This window comes from Lacinutrix sp. C3R15 (assembly GCF_018860825.1).
Taxonomy (GTDB): Bacteria; Bacteroidota; Bacteroidia; order Flavobacteriales; family Flavobacteriaceae; genus Oceanihabitans.
The window spans coordinates 541,313-564,170 of sequence record NZ_JAHKPZ010000030.1 but is presented as its reverse complement, the minus strand read 5'-3'; the positions used below and the strand labels follow the sequence as shown (position 1 = coordinate 564,170).

Sequence of the window (22,858 nt, the reverse complement as noted above, 5' to 3'; positions counted from 1 at the left end):
AGTTTTTCATAACTAAATTGATAAAGAGTATTTGTACCTTAAAGAAAAAGGAACTTCTAAAGGAATGAAAAAGTGCTGTTTTGAAAAAAAATAAAAATTTATTTAAATTTTTTTAAAAAAAATTTGCGCAAACAAAAGTTTGTGTTAAATTTGCACTCTCAATTTGAGATATTGGCCCATGGTGTAACTGGCAACACGTCTGTTTTTGGTGCAGAAGAGTCTAGGTTCGAGCCCTAGTGGGCCAACATTAATTAAATTTAATCCTTACTTTAAACAAGTAAGGATTTTTTTTTGCAATATATTTAAGGTGAATAGTTGTGAGTATTGTGTTTTAACTGGTTGTAAATTAGCTGGTAAAAAATCTGTTTTTAAAATTACTATGTGATTATAGCTTATATTTTAAAGGTGATAACAGGTCTTTTGGCGTGGTTAACTAAGTCTTCGCTAATGCTTCCGTTAAAAAAATGAGCAATTCCTTGTCTGCCATGTGTGCTAATACCAATTAAATCTGCATTTATACTATGCGAGAAGTTTAAGATTCCTTTTTCTACAGATTCATCATTAAAAACGGTAATGTTGTAGTTGTTAAAATCAGATTCTTTAATAAAATCTGCTATTCTAGCATTGGCAGTTGGCGTGGTTGTAAATCTGCTAGGCGTGTTTACTAATAATAAATGCATTTTTGCGTTAAAAGCTTTTGCTAATTTTGTAGCCTGTTTGTATGTTTCTTTGTTGTCTTTTTTAAAGTCTGAAGCAAAAACAAAATCATTAATAATAAAGTCTTCGTGTTTGTTTTTAATTACTAAAACAGGAACGTCAGAAACACGTACTACTTTTTCTGTGTTAGAGCCAATAAACATTTCTTTTAAGCCGCTGGCTCCATGAGAACCCATAACAATCATATCTATATTGTGCTCTTTACAGGTGTTTTTTATGTCTTCAAATGTTTGGTAAAAGTTTACGGTTTCATGAACATTAATGTCTTTTAAAAAGTTTTTGCTTAAAATATCTTCAAATCTTTTATGTGCAAGTTTCATAAAAAACATGGCTTCAGGAATGCTGTCTGCAGTGTTGCCTCCAAGTTCTGGTATCTGACTTAAAGGTATGTCTATCATGTGTAGTAAGTAAATTTCACTATTATTTTTTTTTGCTAACATTGCTGCAACTTCAAGAGCGTAATTGGCTTGTTCTGAAAAGTCTGTTGGTACAAGTATTTTTTTCATTTTATTTAAAAGTTTAGTTAAGAATAATAGCTTCTTAAATTTAAGAAATAAAAATGACAATTTTTTATATTGTATGGATTTTCCTAAATTTAGAGGAATAATGAGTTGTTAAAATGAAAAAAATCACATTGTTATTTTGCTTCTTTAGTTTAGTAATTTATTCTCAGGAAAATGAGCAAGAATTAGTCGCAAACTTTATCAATAGTCAAACTATTTTTAATAATGCTAATCAAGAGAAGTTTTTTATGCATACCAATAAGTCTTTATACTTTTCGGGTGAAAAAATATGGTATAAAATATATGTTGTAAATGATGTAACAGGTGTGCCTAATTATAAAACTTCTAACCTACATGTAAATATTTATAATGATAAAAAAGAGCTAATAAAAAGTGACTTGGTATTTGTAGAAAAAGGAATGGTTAATGGGTTTATTGGTTTAGATGCTTCTTATAACACAGGGACATACTATATTGCTTTAGGTACAGTGTATGGTTTAAATTTTAATTCTACATACATTAAAGAAATAGAAGTGGTTAATGTAACAGAGAAGCAGCCTGGTTTTAATGAAAATAAAATAACAGTAAAAAATAGTGTTCCAGAAGATGAGGTTTCTATTTTGCAGCTAGAAATAGTACCAGAAAGCAATATATTGCTTGGTAGAGCGTATAATACAGTGTATGTAAAAGCTGTTTTAAATGGTAAACCAATACAGGTAAGTGCTAGTATTGTGGAGCAAGAATCACAAATGGTTAAAGCAAGATTGCAAACAAATAATCATGGAGTAGGAGCTGTAGAGTTGCCTTGTTATATTGGTAAAAGCTATGTTTTAAAAACCATAGTAAATAATACAGAGTACATTAAATCATTGCCATTAGTGAGTGAAAAAGGGTTTGTAATTCATTATGATTATAAAAGTACTACAGATAAAGAAGTGGTTTTTAAAATAGTAACCAATACTGAAACAAATAAAGAGTATGTTTCCGGTGAAGGTCTTTATGCTGTGGTGCATAGAAACGGAGTTTTAAAATCGGTTATACCAATAGTAATAGATGCAGAGTATAATAATTATGCTTTAAAAATTGAAAAAGAAGGTCTGTTTAATGGTGTAAATACTTTCACTGTTTTTAATAATAAGAACAAACAATTAGTTAGTAGAAATTTCTTTTTTAATAAGAAAAAGGATATATCATTAAGTATTGAAAAAGCAAAAGAGACAAAAGATTCTATTCAGTTAAAAATAAATCTATTAAATAAATATATAAAGGCAAACGCAAGTATTTCTGTATTAACAGATCAAACAAAAATGTACAATAGCAGAAGTAATATTAAGGCAGAATACTTGATTAAGCCTTATGTAGAATTAAGTAAGGAAGATGCAAAAGCAATTTTAAGCCATGCAACATCTCTCAAAGATAAAGATATATTGTTACAAATTAGTAAAGGTTTTAAAGAGGATGTTATAATACAGCAAGCTAATAACATAAGTATTAAACCAGAAAACGGTCTTGTTATTAGTGGTTTGGTAAACACTAGTTTAAATAATTTAAATGGTTGTAAAGTTTTACTAACTTCAAAAGAAAACAATATTGTATTGTTTAAAGAGTTAAAAGGCGAAAAAACCTTTGCTTTTACTAATTTGTTATTGGTGCATCCTAGTCAATATAAGTTAGCATTGTTAAATTCTGCAGGAGTAATACAAGATGCAAAATTTACAATAAACCCAATTACAACAAAATATAAGGCAGATAGTATTTTAAAGTATAATGTCAATCAAGAAAAAAACATTCACTTTAATGTAGAAGATAGTATTTATGTAAATAGAGGAGAAGAGCAATTAGAAGAAATTATGCTTTTTGCTAAAAAGGAAAATAAAAAAATAACAAGCTTAGATTCTATTGGTTATGTTAATAATCCAAAAGAATTGGGTAATGGTTTTACAGAAACAACTAAAAAAAATCCCATACAATGCAAAGGCTGTACTATTTTTGAATATTTAGATCAAATACCTAATATTGAAACAAGAAAGACTAGTGAAATATCGCCAAGTACAGTAGTCTTTACCAATAGAGGAATAAATACTTTTTTAGGTTCTAATCAAGCCTATGTTTTAATAGATGGCGCACCATTAAATTCAGATTTATCTGTCTTGAATGATCTGTATGTTGAAGATGTAGAGTATGTTAGGTTAAATAGGTCAGGAGCAGGTTATGGTATTCGTGGTGCTTCAGGAGTTGTAGAAATTAAACTAAAAAAAAAGAAAGCAAAAGTTGTTAATGCAAAAGATACACGTGCAACAACGAGTCAAACAGCATTTGGTTTTAAAATAAATAATACTCCTTTTCAGTATAAGCCACTCCAATTTAGTAGTTCTCGTGCTAAGATGTATTATGATACTGTAGATTGGGTGCCAGAGTTTACCATAATGCCGAATAAAGATAATTTTATTACAGTTGCTAAAGAGGGTAATGAGGGCTTGAAAATTATAATTAATGGGCTAAATGAAGAAGGGGATATGTTGTATAAAGAAGTTAATGTTTACTCAAATACTATAAATTAAGTGTATTCTAACTATTGTGTTTCAACAACTTTTGTAAATCAAGATAAAAATTGTATATTTGCACCGTTGAAACGAAAAAGAAAAGGATGAGGGGACGAAAAGTCCCCTCTTTTTATACCAAAAAATGTTTAAGAATACCGTAAAAGACTTATTAGACGCAAGCTTAGAAGAGAAGCCAGATTTATTTCTTATAGATTTAACTATAACAACAGATAACGCTATAAAAATAATTTTAGATGGTGATAATGGTGTAACTGTAGAAGATTGTATCTTTATTAGTAGAGCAATTGAAAATAGCTTAGATCGAGAAGAACAAGATTTTTCTCTTGAAGTTATGTCTGCAGGAGCAACATCTCCAATGACTCATAAACGTCAGTATGTAAAAAACATTGGTAGGCTTTTAGAAGTGAAAACAAAAACAGAAAACTTAGAAGGTACGCTAATAGAGGCTACTGAAAAAGAAATTACTTTGCAATGGAAAAGTAGAGAGCCTAAACCAGTAGGTAAAGGTAAAGTTACCGTGCAAAAACAGGCAAATATTGCCTATGAAAATATTGTAGAAGCAAAAGTTATGATAAAATTTTAATTTAAAGAGTTATGGAAAACCTTGCGTTAATTGATTCTTTTTCAGAATTTAAAGACGATAAATTAATAGATCGTGTAACCTTAATGGCAATTTTAGAAGATGTTTTTAGAAATGCATTAAAAAAGAAATTTGGAGATGATGATAATTTTGATATTATTATAAACCCAGATAAAGGAGATTTAGAAATTTGGAGAAATAGAATAGTAGTAGCAGATGGTGAAGTAGAAGAGCCAAATCAAGAAATTTCTTTAACAGAAGCAAGAAAGATTGAGCCAGATTTTGAAGTTGGTGAAGATGTTTCTGAAGAAGTAAAATTAATAGACCTTGGTCGTCGTTCTATATTAGCGTTAAGACAAAACTTAATATCTAAAATACACGAACACGATAACACCAATATTTATAAACAATTTCAAGAGTTAATTGGTGAAATTTATACAGCCGAAGTACACCACATTCGTCACAGAGCTGTTATACTTTTAGATGATGAAGGAAACGAAATCATCTTGCCAAAAGACAAACAAATTCCTTCAGATTTTTTCCGTAAAGGAGATAACGTAAAAGGAATTATTGAAAGTGTAGAGTTAAAAGGAAATAAACCTGCAATAATAATGTCTAGAACTGCACCAGCATTTTTAGAAAAATTATTCGAGCAAGAAATTCCTGAAGTTTTTGATGGCTTAATTACTATTAAAAACGTAGTACGTATTCCAGGCGAAAAAGCAAAAGTAGCTGTAGATTCGTATGATGATAGAATTGATCCTGTAGGTGCATGTGTAGGTATGAAAGGATCTAGAATTCACGGTATAGTTCGTGAATTAGGAAATGAAAATATTGATGTAATCAATTATACAACCAATTTACAATTGTATATTACAAGAGCATTAAGTCCTGCTCGTGTAACATCAATTAAAATTGACGAAGAAAATAAAAGAGCAGAAGCAATTTTAAAACCAGAAGAAGTAAGTAAAGCTATAGGTCGTGGTGGTCACAACATACGTTTAGCAGGAAAACTAACAGGTTATGAAATTGATGTATTTAGAGAAGGAGCAGAAGAAGATGTAGAATTACGCGAATTCTCTGATGAAATAGACGGATGGATTATTGATGAATTCAGCAAAGCAGGACTAGATACAGCTAAAAGCGTACTAGAACAAGAGGTTGAAGATTTGGTGAAACGTACCGATTTAGAAGAAGAAACAATAAACGAAGTTATTAGAATTCTTAAAGCAGAATTTGAAGACTAACACATTTTAGGTTATATTACAAGCAATTTATGGCTGGAACAGTAAGATTAAATAAAGTATTACGCGAGCTTAACATCTCTATCGATCGTGCAGTAGATTTTTTAGAATCTAAAGGCATCGAAATAGAGAAGCGTCCTACTACAAAAATTTCAGAAAAAGTTTACCAAATTCTTTCAAACGAATTTCAAACAGACGCTAGCAAAAGAATGGCGTCTCAAGAAGTTAGTGAGGCTAAACTCAAAGAAAAAGAAGCTTTACGTGAACAACGTGAGAAAGAATTAGAAGAAAAGCAAAAAGCAGAAGCAATTAGAGAAGCAGCTAAGCAGCAGCAACAACAAATTGTTAAAGCTAAGTCTACACTGTCTGGACCAAAACAAGTTGGTAAAATAGATTTAGATGGTAAATCTAAAAAAGTAGAAGAGAAGCAAAAACCGAAAGCCGAAGAAGTTAAGCAAGAAACGGCTAAAGAAAAAGTAGCTCCTACAACGCCTCAAGAAACTAAAAAACCTCAAGAAATTAAAAAAGTTGAGGAAGTACAACCTACTAAAACCGAAAAACCAAAAACACCAGTTAAGGTTGAAAAGGTTACCAAAGTAGAGAAGGTTGACAAAGTAGAAAAGGTAGATGAAGTAGCGAAAACAGAAAAAGTAGATAAGGTTGAAAAACCAGCAGCTGCTAAAAATGAAAAAACTACTAAAGCAGAAGATCAACCCTTTAAAGAAGAAAGGGTAGAAACAAAATACCAAAAACTTACTGGTCCTAAAATTGCAGGTACTAAAATTGATTTAAGTCAATTTAATAAACCTAAAAAGAAAAAAGAAGACCCTAAGAAAGACGATAAATCTTCAGATAATAAACGTAAACGTCGTAGAATTTCTAAACCAGGAGATAATAGAACTGGAGGAAATAACTCAGGTGGTAACAACAGATACAAAGGAAACAAACCAGGACAAGGCAAAGGAAGAAGAAATATTGTAAAAGAAGAGCCTAGCGAAGAAGACGTTAAAAAACAAGTACGTGAAACCCTAGAAAAACTGCAAGGTAAATCTAGTAAGGGTAAAGGTGCTAAGTACAGAAGAGATAAAAGAGATCAACACAGAGAACAATCTGAAATTGATCAACAAATTGAAGCAGCAGAAAACAAGATTCTTAAAGTAACAGAATTTGTAACAGCAAATGAGGTTGCTACCATGATGAATGTGCAAGTAACACAAATTATATCTGCTTGTATGTCTCTTGGTATGATGGTTACTATGAACCAACGTTTAGATGCAGAAACACTTTCTATAGTTGCAGAAGAATTTGGATATAAAGTAGAATTTATAACTGCAGATATTGAAGAAGCTATTGAAGAAGTTGAAGATAAACCAGAAGATTTAAAACCTCGTGCTCCTATTGTAACAGTAATGGGTCACGTTGATCATGGTAAAACATCGCTTCTTGATTACATACGTAAAGAAAATGTAATTGCAGGAGAGTCAGGAGGTATTACACAACACATTGGTGCTTATGGAGTAACTTTAGACAACGGACAAAAAATAGCATTCTTAGATACTCCAGGTCACGAAGCATTTACAGCAATGCGTGCTCGTGGAGCCCAAGTAACAGATATCGCTATTATTGTTGCAGCTGCAGATGATGATATCATGCCGCAAACTAAAGAAGCAATCTCTCACGCGCAAGCAGCAGGAGTACCTATAGTATTTGCAATTAATAAAATTGATAAACCAGACGCAAAACCAGAAAATATTAAAAGTGGTTTAGCACAAATGAACCTTTTAGTAGAAGATTGGGGAGGTAAAATTCAATCACAAGATATCTCTGCTAAAATGGGAACAGGTGTAAAAGAACTTTTAGAAAAAGTATTACTTGAAGCCGAATTATTAGAGTTAAAAGCAAATCCTGATAAATTAGCACAAGGAACAGTTGTAGAAGCATTCTTAGATAAAGGTCGAGGATATGTATCTACCATATTAGTTCAAGCAGGTACATTACGTATTGGTGATTATGTTTTAGCTGGTAAAAACAGCGGAAAGATTAAGGCAATGCAAGATGAACGTGGAAATGATATTAAAGAAGCAGGTCCTTCCACTCCAGTATCTATTCTAGGTTTAGATGGTGCACCACAAGCAGGTGATAAATTTAATGTATTTGAAGACGAACGTGAAGCAAAACAAATTGCTACAAAACGTACACAATTACAACGTGAACAATCTGTACGTACACAACGTCATATTACTCTAGATGAAATAGGTCGTCGTATCGCTCTTGGTGATTTCCAAGAATTAAACATCATCCTAAAAGGAGATGTAGATGGTTCTGTAGAAGCGTTAACAGATTCTTTCCAGAAATTATCTACCGAAGAAATTCAAATAAATATTATTCATAAAGGTGTTGGGCCTATAACAGAGAGTGATGTATTATTAGCAACTGCTTCAGATGCTATTATTATAGGATTTAATGTGCGTCCAATGGGTAATGCTCGTCAAATAGCAGATAACGAAGAAATCGATATCAGAATGTACTCCATTATTTATGATGCTATAAATGATCTTAAAGACGCAATGGAAGGTATGTTATCTCCAGAGCTTAAAGAAGAAATTACAGGTACAGCAGAAATTAGAGAGATCTTTAAAGTTTCTAAAATTGGAAGCATTGCAGGTTGTATGGCATTAACTGGTAAAATAATGAGAAACTCTGGTATACGTTTAATACGTGATGGCGTAGTTGTATACACAGGTGAATTAGCATCCTTAAAACGTTTTAAAGACGATGTTAAAGAAGTTTCTAAAGGTTATGATTTTGGTACCCAAATTAAGAACTACAACGACATTAAAGAAGGCGATATAATTGAAGCTTTCCATGAAGTAGAAGTTAAAAAGAAACTGAAATAAATTTTTTTATATACAAATTATAAGAGCGACCTATTGGTCGCTCTTTTTTTTTATTGAATAAAAATTATGGTTGCTATTTAGAAATTATTATAAAATAACTAAATTTAGAATCTATTAATCTTTAAATTTTTTTTTATGAAAAAACTAATTACAACTTTAAGTGTATGCTTATGTTTCTTTTTTGTCAATACTGTAAACGCACAAGATGCATATCTAGGTGATATTAAATTAACAGCAGTGTATTTTGTACAAAGTGGTTGGATGGAATGTGATGGTAGTTTATTACCAATTGCACAAAATACAGCTTTGTTTAGCCTTTTAGGAACTCAATATGGTGGTGATGGTATAACTACTTTTGCTTTACCAGATTTAAGAGGTCGTGTGCCTATTGGGCAAGGTGCTGGTCCAGGGCTTCCAAGCTATTCACAAGGTAATCAAGGAGGTTTACATACAACCACTCTAGTAGAGGCAAATTTACCAGCACATAACCACTCAGTTAATGCTGTGGTAGAAGATGGTGATAGTGAATCTCCAACAAATAATTACCCAGCAGGTACCAAGTTGCTAGACAAAGAGTATTCTACAGGAGAAAGTACTACTGCTACTGTTATGAATGAGAATATGATTGGTAATACAGGTAGTGGTACAGCAGTAAATAATATGCAACCGTATACCACACTTCGATATGTTATTTGTGTCTCAGGGTATTATCCAACAAGTAATTAAGCATGTATTATGAAAAAAAATATAATATTTTTATTGTTTTTTGTGCTTGGCGTAAACGTATTTGCGCAAACAATAACTTTAAACGCATGTCATTATTTGTTAGAAACTGCTGATTATACGTTTAATCAGAAAAGTTTAGATGCAACAGGTAGAAATACTTTTGAAACGAATCCTGTAGATGAAAACTCCCCTTGTGGAGGTCTAGGAAATTGCGAATTGCAAATCGCTTGGAATAATACTGTCTCTCGTTGGGAAATCTTTGCAGACGATGGTAACGGAACATTTGAGAACACCTATGTTTTGTATTATAATAGCAGCGCATCTTTACCAAATCCACCAAGTTTAAACTTAGGTAGCTGGGTAGAAGAAACTAGCGTTACAGAAACGCTTTGCGGTGCTATTATTTCTATTACAGGAGATGTACAAGATACCACTTTATCTGTTGAAAATTTAGAACTAGATGATGCTATAATGATACATCCAAATCCTGTAAAAGACATTTTGTTTGTTGATTTTTATAATAAAGACATTGATAAGATTTCGCTTTATAATATTTTAGGAAAGCATATTTATACTGTTAAAGATGCAAAAACTATAGATGTTTCAAAAAATGCACCAGGTCTTTATTTTGTAAAAATAATCATTGGAAAAAAGAAAACTGTCAGGAAAATTATAATTGAATAACACATTTTTTTTACACTTACACACCTTCAATTTTTATTAAATTTTGAAGGTGTTTTTATTTTATGAAGTTTTTAAATTGTAAAAAGGTTTTTGTCTTTTGTGAGCATTTTGCTTGAATTACAATAGGCAGTTGTGTGTTTAAATGGTACTATATGTAATGAATCTATGTTCAAAAAGTTTACTAGGTAATACGCTAATGCTTTTTTAATAGCGTTACGTTTAGCTAGCGAAACAATTATTAAAAATTCATTGGTGTTTTAAAAAGTATTACAATATTTTATAGTGTATGTAAATAAAAAAAGCGACCAATGGTCGCTTTTTTTATTAGAATCTAAAGTTCTTTTTTAATTTTTGGTTTAAAAATAAAAGCATTTGGGAACTTGTTTTTTACTTTCAATAACGCTCTATCTGCTTCTAATCTACTTTTAAAACTTCCTACCCAAACTTTATAATTAGGAGTTTCATATACTAATTTACTTGTCCATTGTACGTATTCGTTGTTAAAATCTGTTTGTTCTGTTTCTGCTGCACCTCTTCTGCCTGAAAAAATCTGTATTTTATATCTATCATTAGCATCTTCATTAGTATTAATCTCTTTTTTTAACTCTAATAAACGAGTGATTTCTTCATCCTGATTTATACTAATAACACCTTCCTGTGCGTTGCAAATGCTTGTTATGCAAAAAGTTATAATACTTAAAAGTAATGTGTGTTTTGTTTTTAGTAATTTCATTTTCAAATATATTTAATGCAAATGTATATGTTATAAACTAATTAGTTAGGTGTTTTGTTATTTAGAATTTCTCTAAATTAGCAATTAACACTTCGCTAACATTTCTAAAATCGACTTTTAATATTACTTTTGCTTGAGATTTTATAACTGTATTTTTTGTTTTACTAAATGAAAAAACCATACCAAAGTTTAGAAGTTAATTCAACCAATAATATGAAACAGGTGATTCACCGTAAGTTAAGTGCAACAATCTTTCGTTTAAGCTTAGTTATTTTACTAACATTCTCCATGACGCTTTCTGCTCAAGAAGGCGATCCTGCTAAGGGTAAATCTTTATTTAATGCTAATTGTGCAGCATGTCATAAATTAGATAAGAAAATGACAGGTCCTGCTTTGCGTAATGTAGAGCAACGTTTGTCTGATGATGAAGGTTTAGATAGAGATTGGCTTTCTGCATGGATACGTAATAGTTCAGGCGTAATTAAATCTGGTGATGCTTATGCAAACAAGATTTATAATGAGTTTGGAGGAGCTGCAATGACTGCTTTCCCTCAATTATCAGATGAAGATATTAGTAATATTTTAGCATACACTGCTGAAGAAGCTAAAGCACCTGCTGCTGCGGCTACTACGCAGGTAGGAGCAACGCAAGCGTCAGGAAGTGGAGATAGTGTTTCTAATAAATTAATTTTAGGCGCATTAGCTGTATTGTTTGCTTTATTAGCATTTGCATTAATATTAGTAAACAAGACGCTTCGTAAATTTGCTGAAGCTAAAGGAGTAGATATTGAGACAGAAGATAAAAGTGTTCCGTTATGGAAAGCGTTTGCTCAAAATCAGTTTTTAGTATTAGTAACTGTAATATTCTTTTTATTAGCTAGTGCTTATTTTGTATATGGTTACTTATCTCAAGTAGGAGTAGATCAAGGATACCAACCAGTACAACCAATTCATTTTTCGCATAAAATTCATGCAGGTGATAATGGTATAGACTGTAAGTACTGTCACTCTTCTGCTAGAGTTAGTAAAACATCTGGTATACCTTCGTTAAACGTTTGTATGAACTGTCATAAATCGGTATACGAATACACAGGAGAAACTACTGCAGAGTATACAAAAGAGTTTTATGATGGTGAAATTCAAAAACTATATGCAGCCGCAGGTTGGAATGATGCAGATCAAAAATATTCAGGAACACCACAGCCAGTTAAATGGGTGCGTATTCATAACTTACCAGACTTTGCATATTTCAACCACTCACAACACGTAACTGTTGCAGGTTTAGAATGTCAAACTTGTCATGGTCCAGTTGAAGAAATGGAAATAGTATCTCAACATGCTCCATTAACAATGGGATGGTGTATTAACTGTCACAGAGAAACAAACGTTAAAGTAAAAGACAACGCATACTATACAAAAATTCACGAAGAATTATCTAAAAAATATGGTGTAGAGCAGTTAACTGCTGCGCAAATGGGTGGATTAGAATGTGGTAAATGTCATTACTAAACCTAGTTTAGTAATTTCCACGAAAGTGGAAATCTCTTAAAAGGGATTTAAAACTTTAAATAAAATTAATAAGAAGTAATTCAATTATATAATATGTCATCAAACAAGAAATACTGGAAAAGTGTTGAGGAGCTAAACGAAAATAGCTCTATTGTTGAGACGCTAAAACAAAACGAATTTGTAGAAGAAATTCCTACAGACGAATTTTTAGGAGATAAAGACACTTTAGAGTCTTCTTCAACGACTCGTCGTGATTTCTTAAAATATGTTGGTTTTAGTACAGCTGCAGCATCTCTTGCTGCCTGTGAAGGACCAGTTATTAAATCAATTCCTTATGTAGTGCAGCCGGAAGAAATTATTCCTGGTGTTGCTAATTACTATGCAACTACTATTGCAAACGGATTTGATTTTGCATCTGTTTTAGTTAAAACTCGCGAAGGTCGTCCTATTAAAATCGAAAACAATTCTATGGCAGTTGCTAATGGTAGCGCCAATGCCAGAGTTAATGCTTCGGTTTTAGGATTGTATGATAGTTTAAGAGTTCAAGGTCCTATGCGTGGCCAGGAAGCTATCTCATGGACAGAACTTGATAATGCAGTGATGCAAAAACTAGAAGCTCTTAAGGGCTCTGGTAAAGACATTGTATTATTAACTCAAACTTTTGCAAGTCCGTCAACTTCAAAATTAATTTCAGAGTTTAAAGAAAAATATGGTAATGTTCGTCATGTAGTTTATGATGCTGTTTCAGAATCTGCTGCATTAGATGCTTACCAAGCTAAGTACGGAGAACGTGCTTTAGCAAATTATGATTTCTCTAAAGCAATGACAATTGTGTCTGTTGGTGCAGACTTTTTAGGAGATTGGCAAGGTGGAGGATTTGATTCCGGATATGCTAAGAACAAAGTTCCAAATCATGGAAAAATGTCTCGTCATATTCAGTTTGAATCTAACATGTCATTAACAGGAGCAAATGCAGATAAGCGTGTTCCGTTAACACCAACACAACAAAAAATAGCCTTAGCTAAATTATACTCTTATGTAGTAGGAGGTTCTGTTTCTGGAGATTTACCAGAAGCATTAGATAAAGCAGTACGTCAAGCAGCTTCTCAGCTTAAAAAAGCAGGTAGCAATGGTGTTGTTGTAACAGGTTTACAAGATGTTAATGCGCAAACAGTAGTTTTAGAAATTAACGAAGCTTTAAAAGCTAAAGCTTTTGATATTACTTCACCTATACAAACAAGACAAGGAAATGATAAAGCGGTAAATGCTTTAGTTGCTGATATGAAAGCAGGTAAAGTTGGTGCTTTAATTATGAGTGGTGTAAACCCATTATATACATTACCAAATGCTTCAGATTTTGCTGAAGGATTAAAAAATGAAAACTTAACTTCGGTTTGTTTTTCAATGAAAGCAGACGAAACAGCATCTGTAGCAACGTATATTGCTGCTGCACCTCACTATTTAGAATCTTGGGGAGATGTGGAAATGAAAAAAGGACATTTTGCTTTAACGCAACCAACTATTCGTCCTTTATTCGATACAAAACAATTTCAAGATGCTTTATTAAAGTGGACAGGAAAAGAAGAATCTTTTCATGACTATATCAAGCAAAATTGGAAAACTAGTATAGTTAGTGGTGGTTCTTTTAACAAAGCATTACATGATGGTGTTTTTGTTGCAGGTTCCTCTTTTGGAGGAGCAAATGCTGGTTCATCTACAACCACGGAAATTACTAGTAAATTAAATGATAAAAAAGATAGAACTTGGGTTGGCGGAATCATTCATGATGCTGCTGTAGGAGTAGGTATAAAAGAAGAAGATAAAGATTCATATACAACAACTTCAACTACAACATCTAATGTTGGTACTTTATCAGGTGTTTCTACCCCATCTGGTGGTGATGCGGCAAGAGCTTTAGCTGCTTCTGCAAAAACATCAGAATTAGAGTTAACACTATACACTAAAACAGGAATGGGAGATGGCCAACAGGCAAATAACCCATGGTTACAAGAGTTTCCAGATCCTATTACTAGAACAACTTGGGATAATTACTTAACCATGTCTGCTCAAGATGCTAAGAAATTTGGTGTTAAAAACTGGCATGTTGCAACAGGTGGTTTAAACTCTAGTTTAGTAGAATTAACGGTAAATGGTATTACAGAAGTAGTTCCAGTAATTATTCAACCAGGTCAAGCGGTTGGTTCTTTAGGAATGTCTTTTGGTTTTGGTCGTAAAAACGGTTTAAAAGAAGAAATGCAAACAGGTAAAAATGCATTCCCTTTTTACCAAAACTTTAATACTGTTCAAAGCAATGTATCTTTAAAAGTTATTCCTGGTGAACATGAATTTGCTTGTGTACAATTACACAACACATTAATGGGACGTGGTGATATTATTAAAGAAACAACTTTAGAAATATTTAATACCAAAGATAAATCTCACTTTAACGCAATACCTGTAGTTTCTTATAATCATGAAGAAATTCCAGTAACTTCTAAAGATGCTGATCTTTGGGATGAGTTTGATCGTTCTATTGGGCATCATTTTAACTTATCTATCGACTTAAACGCTTGTACAGGATGTGGAGCATGTGTAATTGCATGTCACGCAGAAAACAATGTACCTGTAGTAGGTAAAGAAGAAATTAGACGTAGTCGTGATATGCACTGGTTACGTATTGATAGATATTATTCTTCAGAAGAATCTTTTGCTGGAGATAATGAAAAGAAAGATAATATTTCTGGTTTAAGTAGTTCATTAAGTGAGTTTGGAGAATTAGAACAAGCTTCAGATAATCCACAAGTAGCTTTTCAACCAGTAATGTGTCAACATTGTAACCATGCACCTTGTGAAACTGTTTGTCCAGTTGCTGCAACTTCACATGGTCGTCAAGGGCAAAATCATATGGCATATAACCGTTGTGTAGGTACAAGATATTGTGCAAACAACTGTCCGTATAAAGTACGTCGTTTCAACTGGTTCTTATACAATGGTAACGATGAGTTTGATTATCATATGAATGATGATTTAGGACGCATGGTTTTAAATCCAGATGTAGTTGTTCGTTCTCGTGGTGTAATGGAAAAATGTTCTATGTGTATTCAAATGACACAGAAAACAATTCTTGATGCAAAACGTGATGGACGAGAAATTAAAGATGGTGAATTCCAAACCGCTTGTTCTGCAGCATGTAGTAGTGGAGCAATGGTATTTGGAGATATTAACGATAAAGATTCAAAAGTTGCAGAACTTTTAGAAGATAAACGTATGTATCACTTGTTAGAGCACGTTGGGACAAAACCTAATGTTCAATATCATACAAAAGTGAGAAATACAACTGAAGCATAAAAAATTAATTAAGAAACAATTATAAAGCATTATGGCGTCTCATTACGAAGCACCTATTAGAAGACCTTTAGTTACAGGTGAAAAATCATACCACGACGTTACTGTGGATGTGGCAAGACCTATTGAAGGTAAAGCAAATAAGCAATGGTGGATAGTATTTTCTATAGCATTAGTAGCTTTTCTTTGGGGAATAGGGTGTATACTTTACACAGTATCTACAGGTATTGGTACTTGGGGTTTAAACAAGACCGTTGGTTGGGCTTGGGATATTACTAACTTTGTTTGGTGGGTAGGTATTGGTCACGCAGGAACATTAATTTCTGCAGTACTATTACTTTTCCGTCAAAAATGGAGAATGGCAATTAACCGTTCAGCAGAAGCAATGACAATTTTCTCTGTAGTACAAGCTGGTTTATTTCCAATCATACACATGGGAAGACCTTGGTTAGGTTATTGGGTATTACCAATACCAAATCAATTTGGATCTCTATGGGTAAACTTTAACTCCCCATTACTTTGGGATGTATTTGCAATATCTACCTACTTATCTGTATCTCTAGTTTTCTGGTGGACAGGTTTATTACCAGATTTTGCAATGATTAGAGATAGAGCAGTAAAACCATTTCAAAAGAAAATTTATTCTTTACTAAGTTTTGGTTGGTCTGGTAGAGCAAAAGATTGGCAACGTTTTGAAGAAGTATCTTTAGTACTTGCTGGTTTAGCAACACCTTTAGTACTTTCTGTACATACTATTGTATCTTTTGACTTCGCAACATCTGTTATTCCTGGATGGCATACTACCATTTTCCCTCCTTACTTTGTTGCAGGAGCAGTATTCTCAGGATTTGCAATGGTAAACACACTTCTTATTATAATGAGAAAAGTGTGTAATTTAGAAGACTATATTACATTACAACACATCGAATTAATGAACATTGTAATCATGATTACAGGTTCTATAGTAGGTGTAGCATATATTACTGAGTTATTTATTGCTTGGTATTCTGGTGTAGAATACGAACAATTTGCATTCTTAAATAGAGCAACTGGACCTTACTGGTGGGCTTATTGGGCAATGATGACTTGTAACGTATTTTCTCCACAATTCATGTGGTTTAAAAAACTAAGAACAAGTATTATGTTCTCTTTCTTTATCTCTATTATTGTAAATATAGGAATGTGGTTTGAGCGTTTTGTAATTATTGTTACATCATTACACAGAGATTACTTACCATCATCATGGACAATGTTCTCACCTACATTTGTAGATATAGGAATATTTATTGGTACCATTGGTTTCTTCTTTGTATTATTCTTATTATACTCTAGAACTTTCCCAGTAATTGCGCAAGCAGAGGTTAAAACTATTTTAAAATCTTCTGGTGAACGTTATAAAAAAATTAGAGAAAGAGGAGATAGCTTAGTAGGTACAGGTACAGATGAGAGAACTTCTGGTAAAAAGAAAATTACTACTAAACCTCAAGTTGAAGTTGTAAAAGAAACTCCTTCTAAAGATAACTCTGAAAGCGTTACTAACCTTTTAGGTACTATTGGAACTTTTGATCCTAATACACAAACTCCTGACGATCTAAAAAAGATTAATGGTGTTGGACCAAAGATGGAAGAGGTATTAAATAGTATTGGAATTTATACATTCTTACAAGTAAGTAAGATGACAAATAATGAATATAATTTGTTAGATTCTATCACAGAATCATTCCCAGGAAGAGCAGAACGCGATGATTGGGCAGGACAAGCTAAAAAACTAATAAACTAAAAGTAGCATATGGAAGCTTCAAAAGTAATTCACGCTATTTATACAGACGACGATGTGTTAATGAATGCTGTAAAAACAGTTAAAGCTGAAAAGCATCACATTGAAGAAATATATACACCTTTTCCAGTTCACGGACTAGACAAGGCAATGGGATTAGCACCAACTAGAATAGCAATAACATCTTTTTTATATGGATGTGTAGGTTTAACTGTAGCAATTGTAATGATGAATTTTATTATGATTGAAGATTGGCCACAAAACATTGGTGGTAAACCAAGTTTTAGTTATATCGAAAACATGCCAGCATTTGTGCCTATTATGTTTGAGTTAACGGTATTCTTTGCAGCACATTTAATGGTAATTACATTTTACTTACGTAGTAAAATGTGGCCATTTAAAAAAGCTGAAAATCCAGATCCAAGAACAACAGATGATCATTTCTTAATGGAAATTGCAGTTCATGGTAACGAAAACGAATTAACCAATCTGTTACAAAAAACAGGTGCTGTAGAAGTAAATATTATTGATAAAGAAGATGAACATTAATATGAAGCATTTAATAAAAATATTTGTATTCGTACTTGTAGTAAGTTCAATAGTATCTTGTAAAAAAGATTCTAGACCTAACTATCAATTCATGCCTAATATGTATGAACCTGTACCTTATGAAGCATATGGAGAATCAACTGCTTTTGCAAATGGTGTAGAAGCACAATTACCAGTAGAAGGAACAGTACCAAGAGGGTTTACTCCTTTTGAAATTGAAAACTCTACCGCTGGTTATGAAGAAGCTAAAGCAAATTTACTAAGCCCTTTAAGTGCAGATCAATATGATGAAGCTAAAGCTAAAGAGTTATATAATATTTATTGTGGTATCTGCCATGGTAATAAAGGTAACGGACAAGGTAACTTAGTAAAACGTGAAAAAATACTAGGTATACCAAGTTATGATGATGCTGGTAGAGCAATTAATGCAGGTAGTATATACCATACTATTTATTATGGTAAAAACGCAATGGGTTCTTATGCTAACCAATTAAATGAAGAAGAACGTTGGCAAGTTGTTGCTTATGTTTTACAATTGAAAGCAGATTTAGAAAAATAAGATTAGATAAAGTTTATATATAGATATGTACACATTCTCAAATAAATTAAAGACATTTTCTATCGCACTAATGATTTTAGGATTATTAGGAGTTGGATATGGTTTTATGACCTCTCATAAATCTTTTGAAGACGTTGAAACCATATTAGCTGAAGAAGCACATCATGGTGGTGGTCATGGCGAAGAAACTGCACATGCAGTAACAGAAAAAGCACATGATACTCATGCAACAGAAAATACACATGCAACAGAAACTGTTTCACATGTAGATGAACACAAAAAACACGTAGAACACGTACAACATCAAATTGCTAACAGACCTTGGGCTGCATTATATGTAGCAGCATTCTTTTTTATGATGATTGCTTTAGGAGTTTTAGCATTTTATGCAGTACAATGGGCTTCACAATCTGGTTGGTCTCCTGTTTTATTTAGAGTAATGGAAGGTATCACTGCCTACTTACTTCCTGGTGCTTTAATAGTATTAGCAATTGCAGTTGCGTCAGGTACAATTGGTCATTACAATATATTTGTTTGGATGGACCCAGAAGTAGTAGCGCATGATAAATTAATCCAAGGAAAATCGGGTTGGTTAAATACGTGGGGATTTGCAATTAGAGGTTTAATTTTTATTGCAGGTTGGGTTTTATACAGACAGTTTTCTCGTAAATTCTCTATTGCTCAAGATAACGCAAATGATAATAAGAACTTTAAAAAGACATTCCGTATCTCAGCAGCATTCTTAGTATTCTTTTTATACACAGAATCAATGATGTCTTGGGATTGGATTATGAGTGTAGATCCACACTGGTTCTCTACTTTATTTGGATGGTATGTATTAGCAGGAATGATGGTTTGTGGTATTACTGTAATCGCATTTATTTCTCTATACTTAAAATCTAAAGGATACTTAGAATTAGTAAATGATAGTCATTTACATGATTTAGCTAAATTCATGTTTGGGTTTAGTATTTTCTGGGCTTACTTATGGTTTTCACAATTTATGTTAATCTGGTATGCTAATATTCCTGAAGAGGTAACATACTTTGTTACTAGAATTAACGACTATAGATTACCTTTCTTTGGTATGTTAGTACTAAATTTAGTATTCCCATTCCTAGTATTAATGAATAGTGATTATAAACGTATTCCTTGGTTTGTAGTTATGGCTGGTATTGTTATCTTAATAGGACACTATATCGATATTTTCAATATGATTATGCCAGCAACGGTTGGTGATAGATGGTTTATTGGTATTCCTGAACTTGGTGCATTATCTCTATTTGCAGGGTTATTCATATATGTAGTATTTAATGCTTTAACAAAAGCACCATTATTAGCAAAACGAAATCCTTTTGTAAAAGAAAGTGAACATTTCCATTATTAATAAAATATAAATAAAGACGAAAGACAACAATGACTGCTTTATTAACAATTTTAGTATTAGTATTTATAACAATTGCCATTTGGCAAATGGTTAAAATATTTGATTTAGCTCAAGTAGGTAACTCAAATAGCCAAATAGCAACAGATAAAGATAATAGCCTAAACGGTTATTTAATGATTGGTTTTCTAGCCTTCATTTATATAATAACAATTTGGAGTTTAGTAGAATTAGGTGATTTACCATTAATGTCTAATTCAGCATCTGCCCATGGTCCTGAAATAGATAATTTAATGACCATCTCAATGATACTTATTTTTATCGTTCAGGTTATAACACAATTTCTTTTACACTACTTCTCTTTTAAGTATAAAGGTAAAAAAGGACAAAAAGCTTTATACTTTGCAGATAATAATACGCTAGAGTTTATCTGGACAATTATTCCTGTTATTGTATTAGCTGGTTTAATTATATACGGTTTATTTACATGGTCAAGTATCATGAATGTAAATGAAGATGAAGATCCTTTAGTAGTAGAGCTATATGCACAACAGTTTAACTGGAAAGCACGATATGCAGGAGAAGATAATACTTTAGGAAAAGCTAACGTACGTTTAATTGATATTGATAGAGCTAATATTTTAGGTGTAGATGAAGCAGACCCTTATGCACAAGATGATGTTATTACAACAGAATTACATTTACCTGTTGGTCGTCCTGTATTATTTAAAATGCGTTCACAAGATGTATTACACTCTGCTTACATGCCACACTTTAGAGCACAAATGAACTGTGTTCCTGGTATGATTACACAGTTTGGTTTTACGCCAACAGTAACTACAGCAGATATGCGCCAAAATCCAGATATGATTGATAAGGTTGCAAATATTAATACTATAAGAGCAGAAAAAAGTAAAGCACTTATTGCTAAAGGAGAAGAAGCTCTAGAAAGATATGATTTTGATTATTTGTTATTATGTAATAAGATTTGTGGAAAATCACATTACAACATGCAAATGAAAATTATTGTTGAAACTCAAGAAGAGTATGACGCTTGGATAAAAGAACAAAAAGCTTTTAAAAACTCACTAATTAACTAAATTTAATAAGACAAAAGAATATTAAATTATGTCAGCACACGCAGATACACACGATCACGAAGCACACGAAGAGCATCACCATAAAGAAACTTTTATCACTAAATATATATTTAGTATAGATCATAAAATGATTGCAAAACAGTATTTAATTACTGGTACAATCATGGGAGTTATAGGGGTAATCATGTCACTAATGTTTCGTATGCAAATTGCATGGCCAGAAGAGCCAAATGTAATTTTTGAAGCATTATTAGGTAAATGGGCTCCAGGTGGAGTTATGGATGCAGATATCTATCTTGCATTAGTAACTATTCATGGTACTATTATGGTATTCTTTGTACTAACAGCAGGATTAAGTGGTACTTTTAGTAACTTATTAATTCCGTTGCAAATTGGTGCACGAGATATGGCTTCAGGTTTCTTAAACATGGTTTCTTATTGGTTATTTTTCTTATCTAGTGTTATCATGTTAATTTCACTTTTTGTAGAAGCTGGACCTGCGGCTGCTGGTTGGACTATCTATCCTCCACTATCTGCAATACCAATGGCTTCTGGTGGATCAGGAATGGGTATGACACTATGGTTAGTAGCTATGGCAATATTTATTGCTTCCTCTTTATTAGGTTCATTAAATTATATTGTTACTGTAATTAACTTACGTACAAAAGGAATGTCTATGACTAGACTACCTTTAACTATTTGGGCATTTTTTATTACAGCTGTTATTGGTGTAGTATCTTTCCCTGTATTATTATCTGCTTGTCTACTATTAATAATGGATAGAAGCTTTGGTACTTCATTCTTCTTATCAGATATATTTATTCAAGGTGAAGTGTTACATTATCAAGGTGGTTCTCCAGTATTATTTGAACACCTATTCTGGTTCCTTGGGCATCCAGAAGTATATATCGTAATCTTACCTGCTATGGGATTAGTATCTGAGATTATGGCAACAAATTCACGTAAACCAATTTTCGGATATCGTGCAATGATTGCTTCAATTTTAGCAATTGCATTCCTTTCTACTATAGTTTGGGGTCACCATATGTTTGTTTCAGGTATGAATCCATTTTTAGGTTCTGTATTTACATTTACAACCTTATTAATTGCAATACCATCAGCCGTTAAAGCTTTTAACTGGATAACAACAATATGGAAAGGTAACATTCAAATGAATCCAGCTATGCTGTTTTCTATTGGTTTTGTTTCTACTTTCATTACAGGTGGTTTAACAGGTATTATTCTTGGTGATTCTGCTTTAGATATTAACGTTCACGATACTTATTTTGTAATTGCACACTTCCACTTAGTAATGGGTATATCTGCTCTTTACGGTATGTTTGCAGGAATTTACCATTGGTATCCAAAAATGTTTGGTAGAATGTTAAATAAAAACCTAGGGTACATTCACTTCTGGATAACAGCTATATGTGCTTATGGTGTATTCTTTCCAATGCACTTTATAGGTATGGCTGGTTTACCAAGACGTTATTATACCAACTCTAACTTTCCTTTATTTGATGATTTAGCAAATACTAACGTAATCATTACAATATTTGCTTTAATTGGAGGAGCAGTACAGCTAATTTATTTATATAACTTCTTTAGTAGTATGTTCTTTGGTAAACGCGCAGTGCAAAACCCATGGAGAGCTACAACTTTAGAATGGACAACACCTGTAAAACATGTACATGGTAATTGGGAAGGTGAAATTCCTCATGTATACAGATGGTCTTATGATTATTCTAAACCAGGTCATGATGTAGATTTCGTGCCTCAGAATGTTCCTTTAAAAGAAGGAGAAGAAGAACTTCAACATTAAAATAAAACACCCTGAGCTTGACTTAGGGTAACAATAAAACTTAAAAGCCTTTCTATTTTTAGAGAGGCTTTTTCATTATATTTGTTTTAGTAACCTACAAAGCTTTAAAAAAATTTGTAGATTTTTATAAAACCATAAAAGAGATTTCCTCCTACCTAGGAAAAG

General features: G+C 32.4%; 16 protein-coding genes and 1 tRNA gene. 15 read left to right on the top strand and 2 right to left on the bottom strand.

Annotation, left to right across the window (positions count from 1 at the left end; all coding sequences use genetic code 11):
- Nucleotides 1-172: 172 nt before the first annotated feature.
- Nucleotides 173-245 (top strand) — tRNA-Gln (locus KO494_RS11135).
- A 147-nt stretch (nucleotides 246-392) separates the two neighbouring features.
- On the opposite strand, the gene KO494_RS11130 is transcribed toward KO494_RS11135, so the two are convergent.
- Complete coding sequence (locus KO494_RS11130; RefSeq protein ID WP_215967673.1) at nucleotides 393-1,223, bottom strand: universal stress protein; 831 nt, start codon at nucleotides 1,221-1,223, stop codon at nucleotides 393-395.
- A 113-nt stretch (nucleotides 1,224-1,336) separates the two neighbouring features.
- Between KO494_RS11130 and KO494_RS11125 the strand changes: the two genes are divergently transcribed.
- The 6 genes from KO494_RS11125 to KO494_RS11100 all read left to right on the top strand — a co-directional run bounded on the left by KO494_RS11125 (nucleotide 1,337) and on the right by KO494_RS11100 (nucleotide 9,915).
- Nucleotides 1,337-3,781 (top strand): hypothetical protein, encoded by a 2,445-nt coding sequence (locus KO494_RS11125; RefSeq protein ID WP_215967672.1) that lies wholly within the window; start codon nucleotides 1,337-1,339, stop codon nucleotides 3,779-3,781.
- Between the two features lie 124 nt (nucleotides 3,782-3,905).
- A complete protein-coding gene (gene rimP, locus KO494_RS11120) occupies nucleotides 3,906-4,367 on the top strand; it encodes a ribosome assembly cofactor RimP (protein WP_215967671.1) in 462 nt (153 codons plus the stop codon).
- 11 nt (nucleotides 4,368-4,378) lie between these two features.
- Nucleotides 4,379-5,611 carry a transcription termination factor NusA gene (gene nusA, locus KO494_RS11115; RefSeq protein ID WP_215967670.1) on the top strand — a complete coding sequence of 411 codons (1,233 nt, stop codon included), beginning with the start codon at nucleotides 4,379-4,381 and terminating at the stop codon, nucleotides 5,609-5,611.
- Nucleotides 5,612-5,640: 29 nt separating this feature from the next.
- Complete coding sequence (gene infB, locus KO494_RS11110; protein WP_215967669.1) at nucleotides 5,641-8,505, top strand: translation initiation factor IF-2; 2,865 nt, start codon at nucleotides 5,641-5,643, stop codon at nucleotides 8,503-8,505.
- 135 nt (nucleotides 8,506-8,640) lie between these two features.
- Complete coding sequence (locus tag KO494_RS11105) at nucleotides 8,641-9,231, top strand: phage tail protein (protein WP_215967668.1); 591 nt, start codon at nucleotides 8,641-8,643, stop codon at nucleotides 9,229-9,231.
- 9 nt (nucleotides 9,232-9,240) lie between these two features.
- The gene (locus KO494_RS11100) at nucleotides 9,241-9,915 is read left to right on the top strand and encodes a T9SS type A sorting domain-containing protein (protein WP_215967667.1); all 675 of its coding nucleotides are present in this window, start codon (nucleotides 9,241-9,243) and stop codon (nucleotides 9,913-9,915) included.
- A gap of 331 nt (nucleotides 9,916-10,246) precedes the next feature.
- Here KO494_RS11100 and KO494_RS11095 read toward each other — a convergent pair whose 3' ends face one another.
- Nucleotides 10,247-10,648, bottom strand: coding sequence for an SPOR domain-containing protein (locus tag KO494_RS11095; RefSeq protein ID WP_215967666.1), 402 nt, complete (start codon nucleotides 10,646-10,648; stop codon nucleotides 10,247-10,249).
- A gap of 213 nt (nucleotides 10,649-10,861) precedes the next feature.
- Here KO494_RS11095 and KO494_RS11090 point away from each other — a divergent pair, with 213 nt between their 5' ends.
- From KO494_RS11090 to KO494_RS11055, 8 genes are all read left to right on the top strand, one after another.
- A complete protein-coding gene (locus tag KO494_RS11090) occupies nucleotides 10,862-12,157 on the top strand; it encodes a cytochrome c3 family protein (protein ID WP_215967696.1) in 1,296 nt (431 codons plus the stop codon).
- A gap of 93 nt (nucleotides 12,158-12,250) precedes the next feature.
- Nucleotides 12,251-15,505, top strand: a complete 3,255-nt coding sequence (locus tag KO494_RS11085) for a TAT-variant-translocated molybdopterin oxidoreductase (protein ID WP_215967665.1) — start codon at nucleotides 12,251-12,253, stop codon at nucleotides 15,503-15,505.
- Between the two features lie 31 nt (nucleotides 15,506-15,536).
- Nucleotides 15,537-17,282 (top strand): NrfD/PsrC family molybdoenzyme membrane anchor subunit, encoded by a 1,746-nt coding sequence (nrfD, locus tag KO494_RS11080; RefSeq protein ID WP_215967664.1) that lies wholly within the window; start codon nucleotides 15,537-15,539, stop codon nucleotides 17,280-17,282.
- Nucleotides 17,283-17,291: 9 nt separating this feature from the next.
- Nucleotides 17,292-17,828: a DUF3341 domain-containing protein gene (locus KO494_RS11075; RefSeq protein ID WP_215967663.1), complete on the top strand. Its 537-nt coding sequence runs from the start codon at nucleotides 17,292-17,294 to the stop codon at nucleotides 17,826-17,828.
- A 1-nt stretch (nucleotide 17,829) separates the two neighbouring features.
- Nucleotides 17,830-18,387, top strand: a complete 558-nt coding sequence (locus KO494_RS11070) for a cytochrome c (protein WP_215967662.1) — start codon at nucleotides 17,830-17,832, stop codon at nucleotides 18,385-18,387.
- 25 nt (nucleotides 18,388-18,412) lie between these two features.
- The gene (locus tag KO494_RS11065) at nucleotides 18,413-19,774 is read left to right on the top strand and encodes a quinol:cytochrome C oxidoreductase (RefSeq protein WP_215967661.1); all 1,362 of its coding nucleotides are present in this window, start codon (nucleotides 18,413-18,415) and stop codon (nucleotides 19,772-19,774) included.
- Between the two features lie 29 nt (nucleotides 19,775-19,803).
- Complete coding sequence (locus tag KO494_RS11060; RefSeq protein WP_215967660.1) at nucleotides 19,804-20,871, top strand: cytochrome c oxidase subunit II; 1,068 nt, start codon at nucleotides 19,804-19,806, stop codon at nucleotides 20,869-20,871.
- Between the two features lie 28 nt (nucleotides 20,872-20,899).
- Entirely contained in the window at nucleotides 20,900-22,693 is a 1,794-nt protein-coding gene (locus KO494_RS11055) for a cbb3-type cytochrome c oxidase subunit I (protein WP_215967659.1), read from the top strand.
- Nucleotides 22,694-22,858: the final 165 nt, after the last annotated feature.

Bases quoted from the DNA above. Each gene is read 5' to 3' on its own strand.
- KO494_RS11130 (WP_215967673.1), bottom strand. From the start codon at position 1,223: ATGAAAAAAATACTTGTACCAACAGACTTTTCAGAACAAGCCAATTAC.
- KO494_RS11125 (WP_215967672.1), top strand. From the start codon at position 1,337: ATGAAAAAAATCACATTGTTATTTTGCTTCTTTAGTTTAGTAATTTAT.
- rimP (WP_215967671.1), top strand. From the start codon at position 3,906: ATGTTTAAGAATACCGTAAAAGACTTATTAGACGCAAGCTTAGAAGAG.
- nusA (WP_215967670.1), top strand. From the start codon at position 4,379: ATGGAAAACCTTGCGTTAATTGATTCTTTTTCAGAATTTAAAGACGAT.
- infB (WP_215967669.1), top strand. From the start codon at position 5,641: ATGGCTGGAACAGTAAGATTAAATAAAGTATTACGCGAGCTTAACATC.
- KO494_RS11105 (WP_215967668.1), top strand. From the start codon at position 8,641: ATGAAAAAACTAATTACAACTTTAAGTGTATGCTTATGTTTCTTTTTT.
- KO494_RS11100 (WP_215967667.1), top strand. From the start codon at position 9,241: ATGAAAAAAAATATAATATTTTTATTGTTTTTTGTGCTTGGCGTAAAC.
- KO494_RS11095 (WP_215967666.1), bottom strand. From the start codon at position 10,648: ATGAAATTACTAAAAACAAAACACACATTACTTTTAAGTATTATAACT.
- KO494_RS11090 (WP_215967696.1), top strand. From the start codon at position 10,862: ATGAAACAGGTGATTCACCGTAAGTTAAGTGCAACAATCTTTCGTTTA.
- KO494_RS11085 (WP_215967665.1), top strand. From the start codon at position 12,251: ATGTCATCAAACAAGAAATACTGGAAAAGTGTTGAGGAGCTAAACGAA.
- nrfD (WP_215967664.1), top strand. From the start codon at position 15,537: ATGGCGTCTCATTACGAAGCACCTATTAGAAGACCTTTAGTTACAGGT.
- KO494_RS11075 (WP_215967663.1), top strand. From the start codon at position 17,292: ATGGAAGCTTCAAAAGTAATTCACGCTATTTATACAGACGACGATGTG.
- KO494_RS11070 (WP_215967662.1), top strand. From the start codon at position 17,830: ATGAAGCATTTAATAAAAATATTTGTATTCGTACTTGTAGTAAGTTCA.
- KO494_RS11065 (WP_215967661.1), top strand. From the start codon at position 18,413: ATGTACACATTCTCAAATAAATTAAAGACATTTTCTATCGCACTAATG.
- KO494_RS11060 (WP_215967660.1), top strand. From the start codon at position 19,804: ATGACTGCTTTATTAACAATTTTAGTATTAGTATTTATAACAATTGCC.
- KO494_RS11055 (WP_215967659.1), top strand. From the start codon at position 20,900: ATGTCAGCACACGCAGATACACACGATCACGAAGCACACGAAGAGCAT.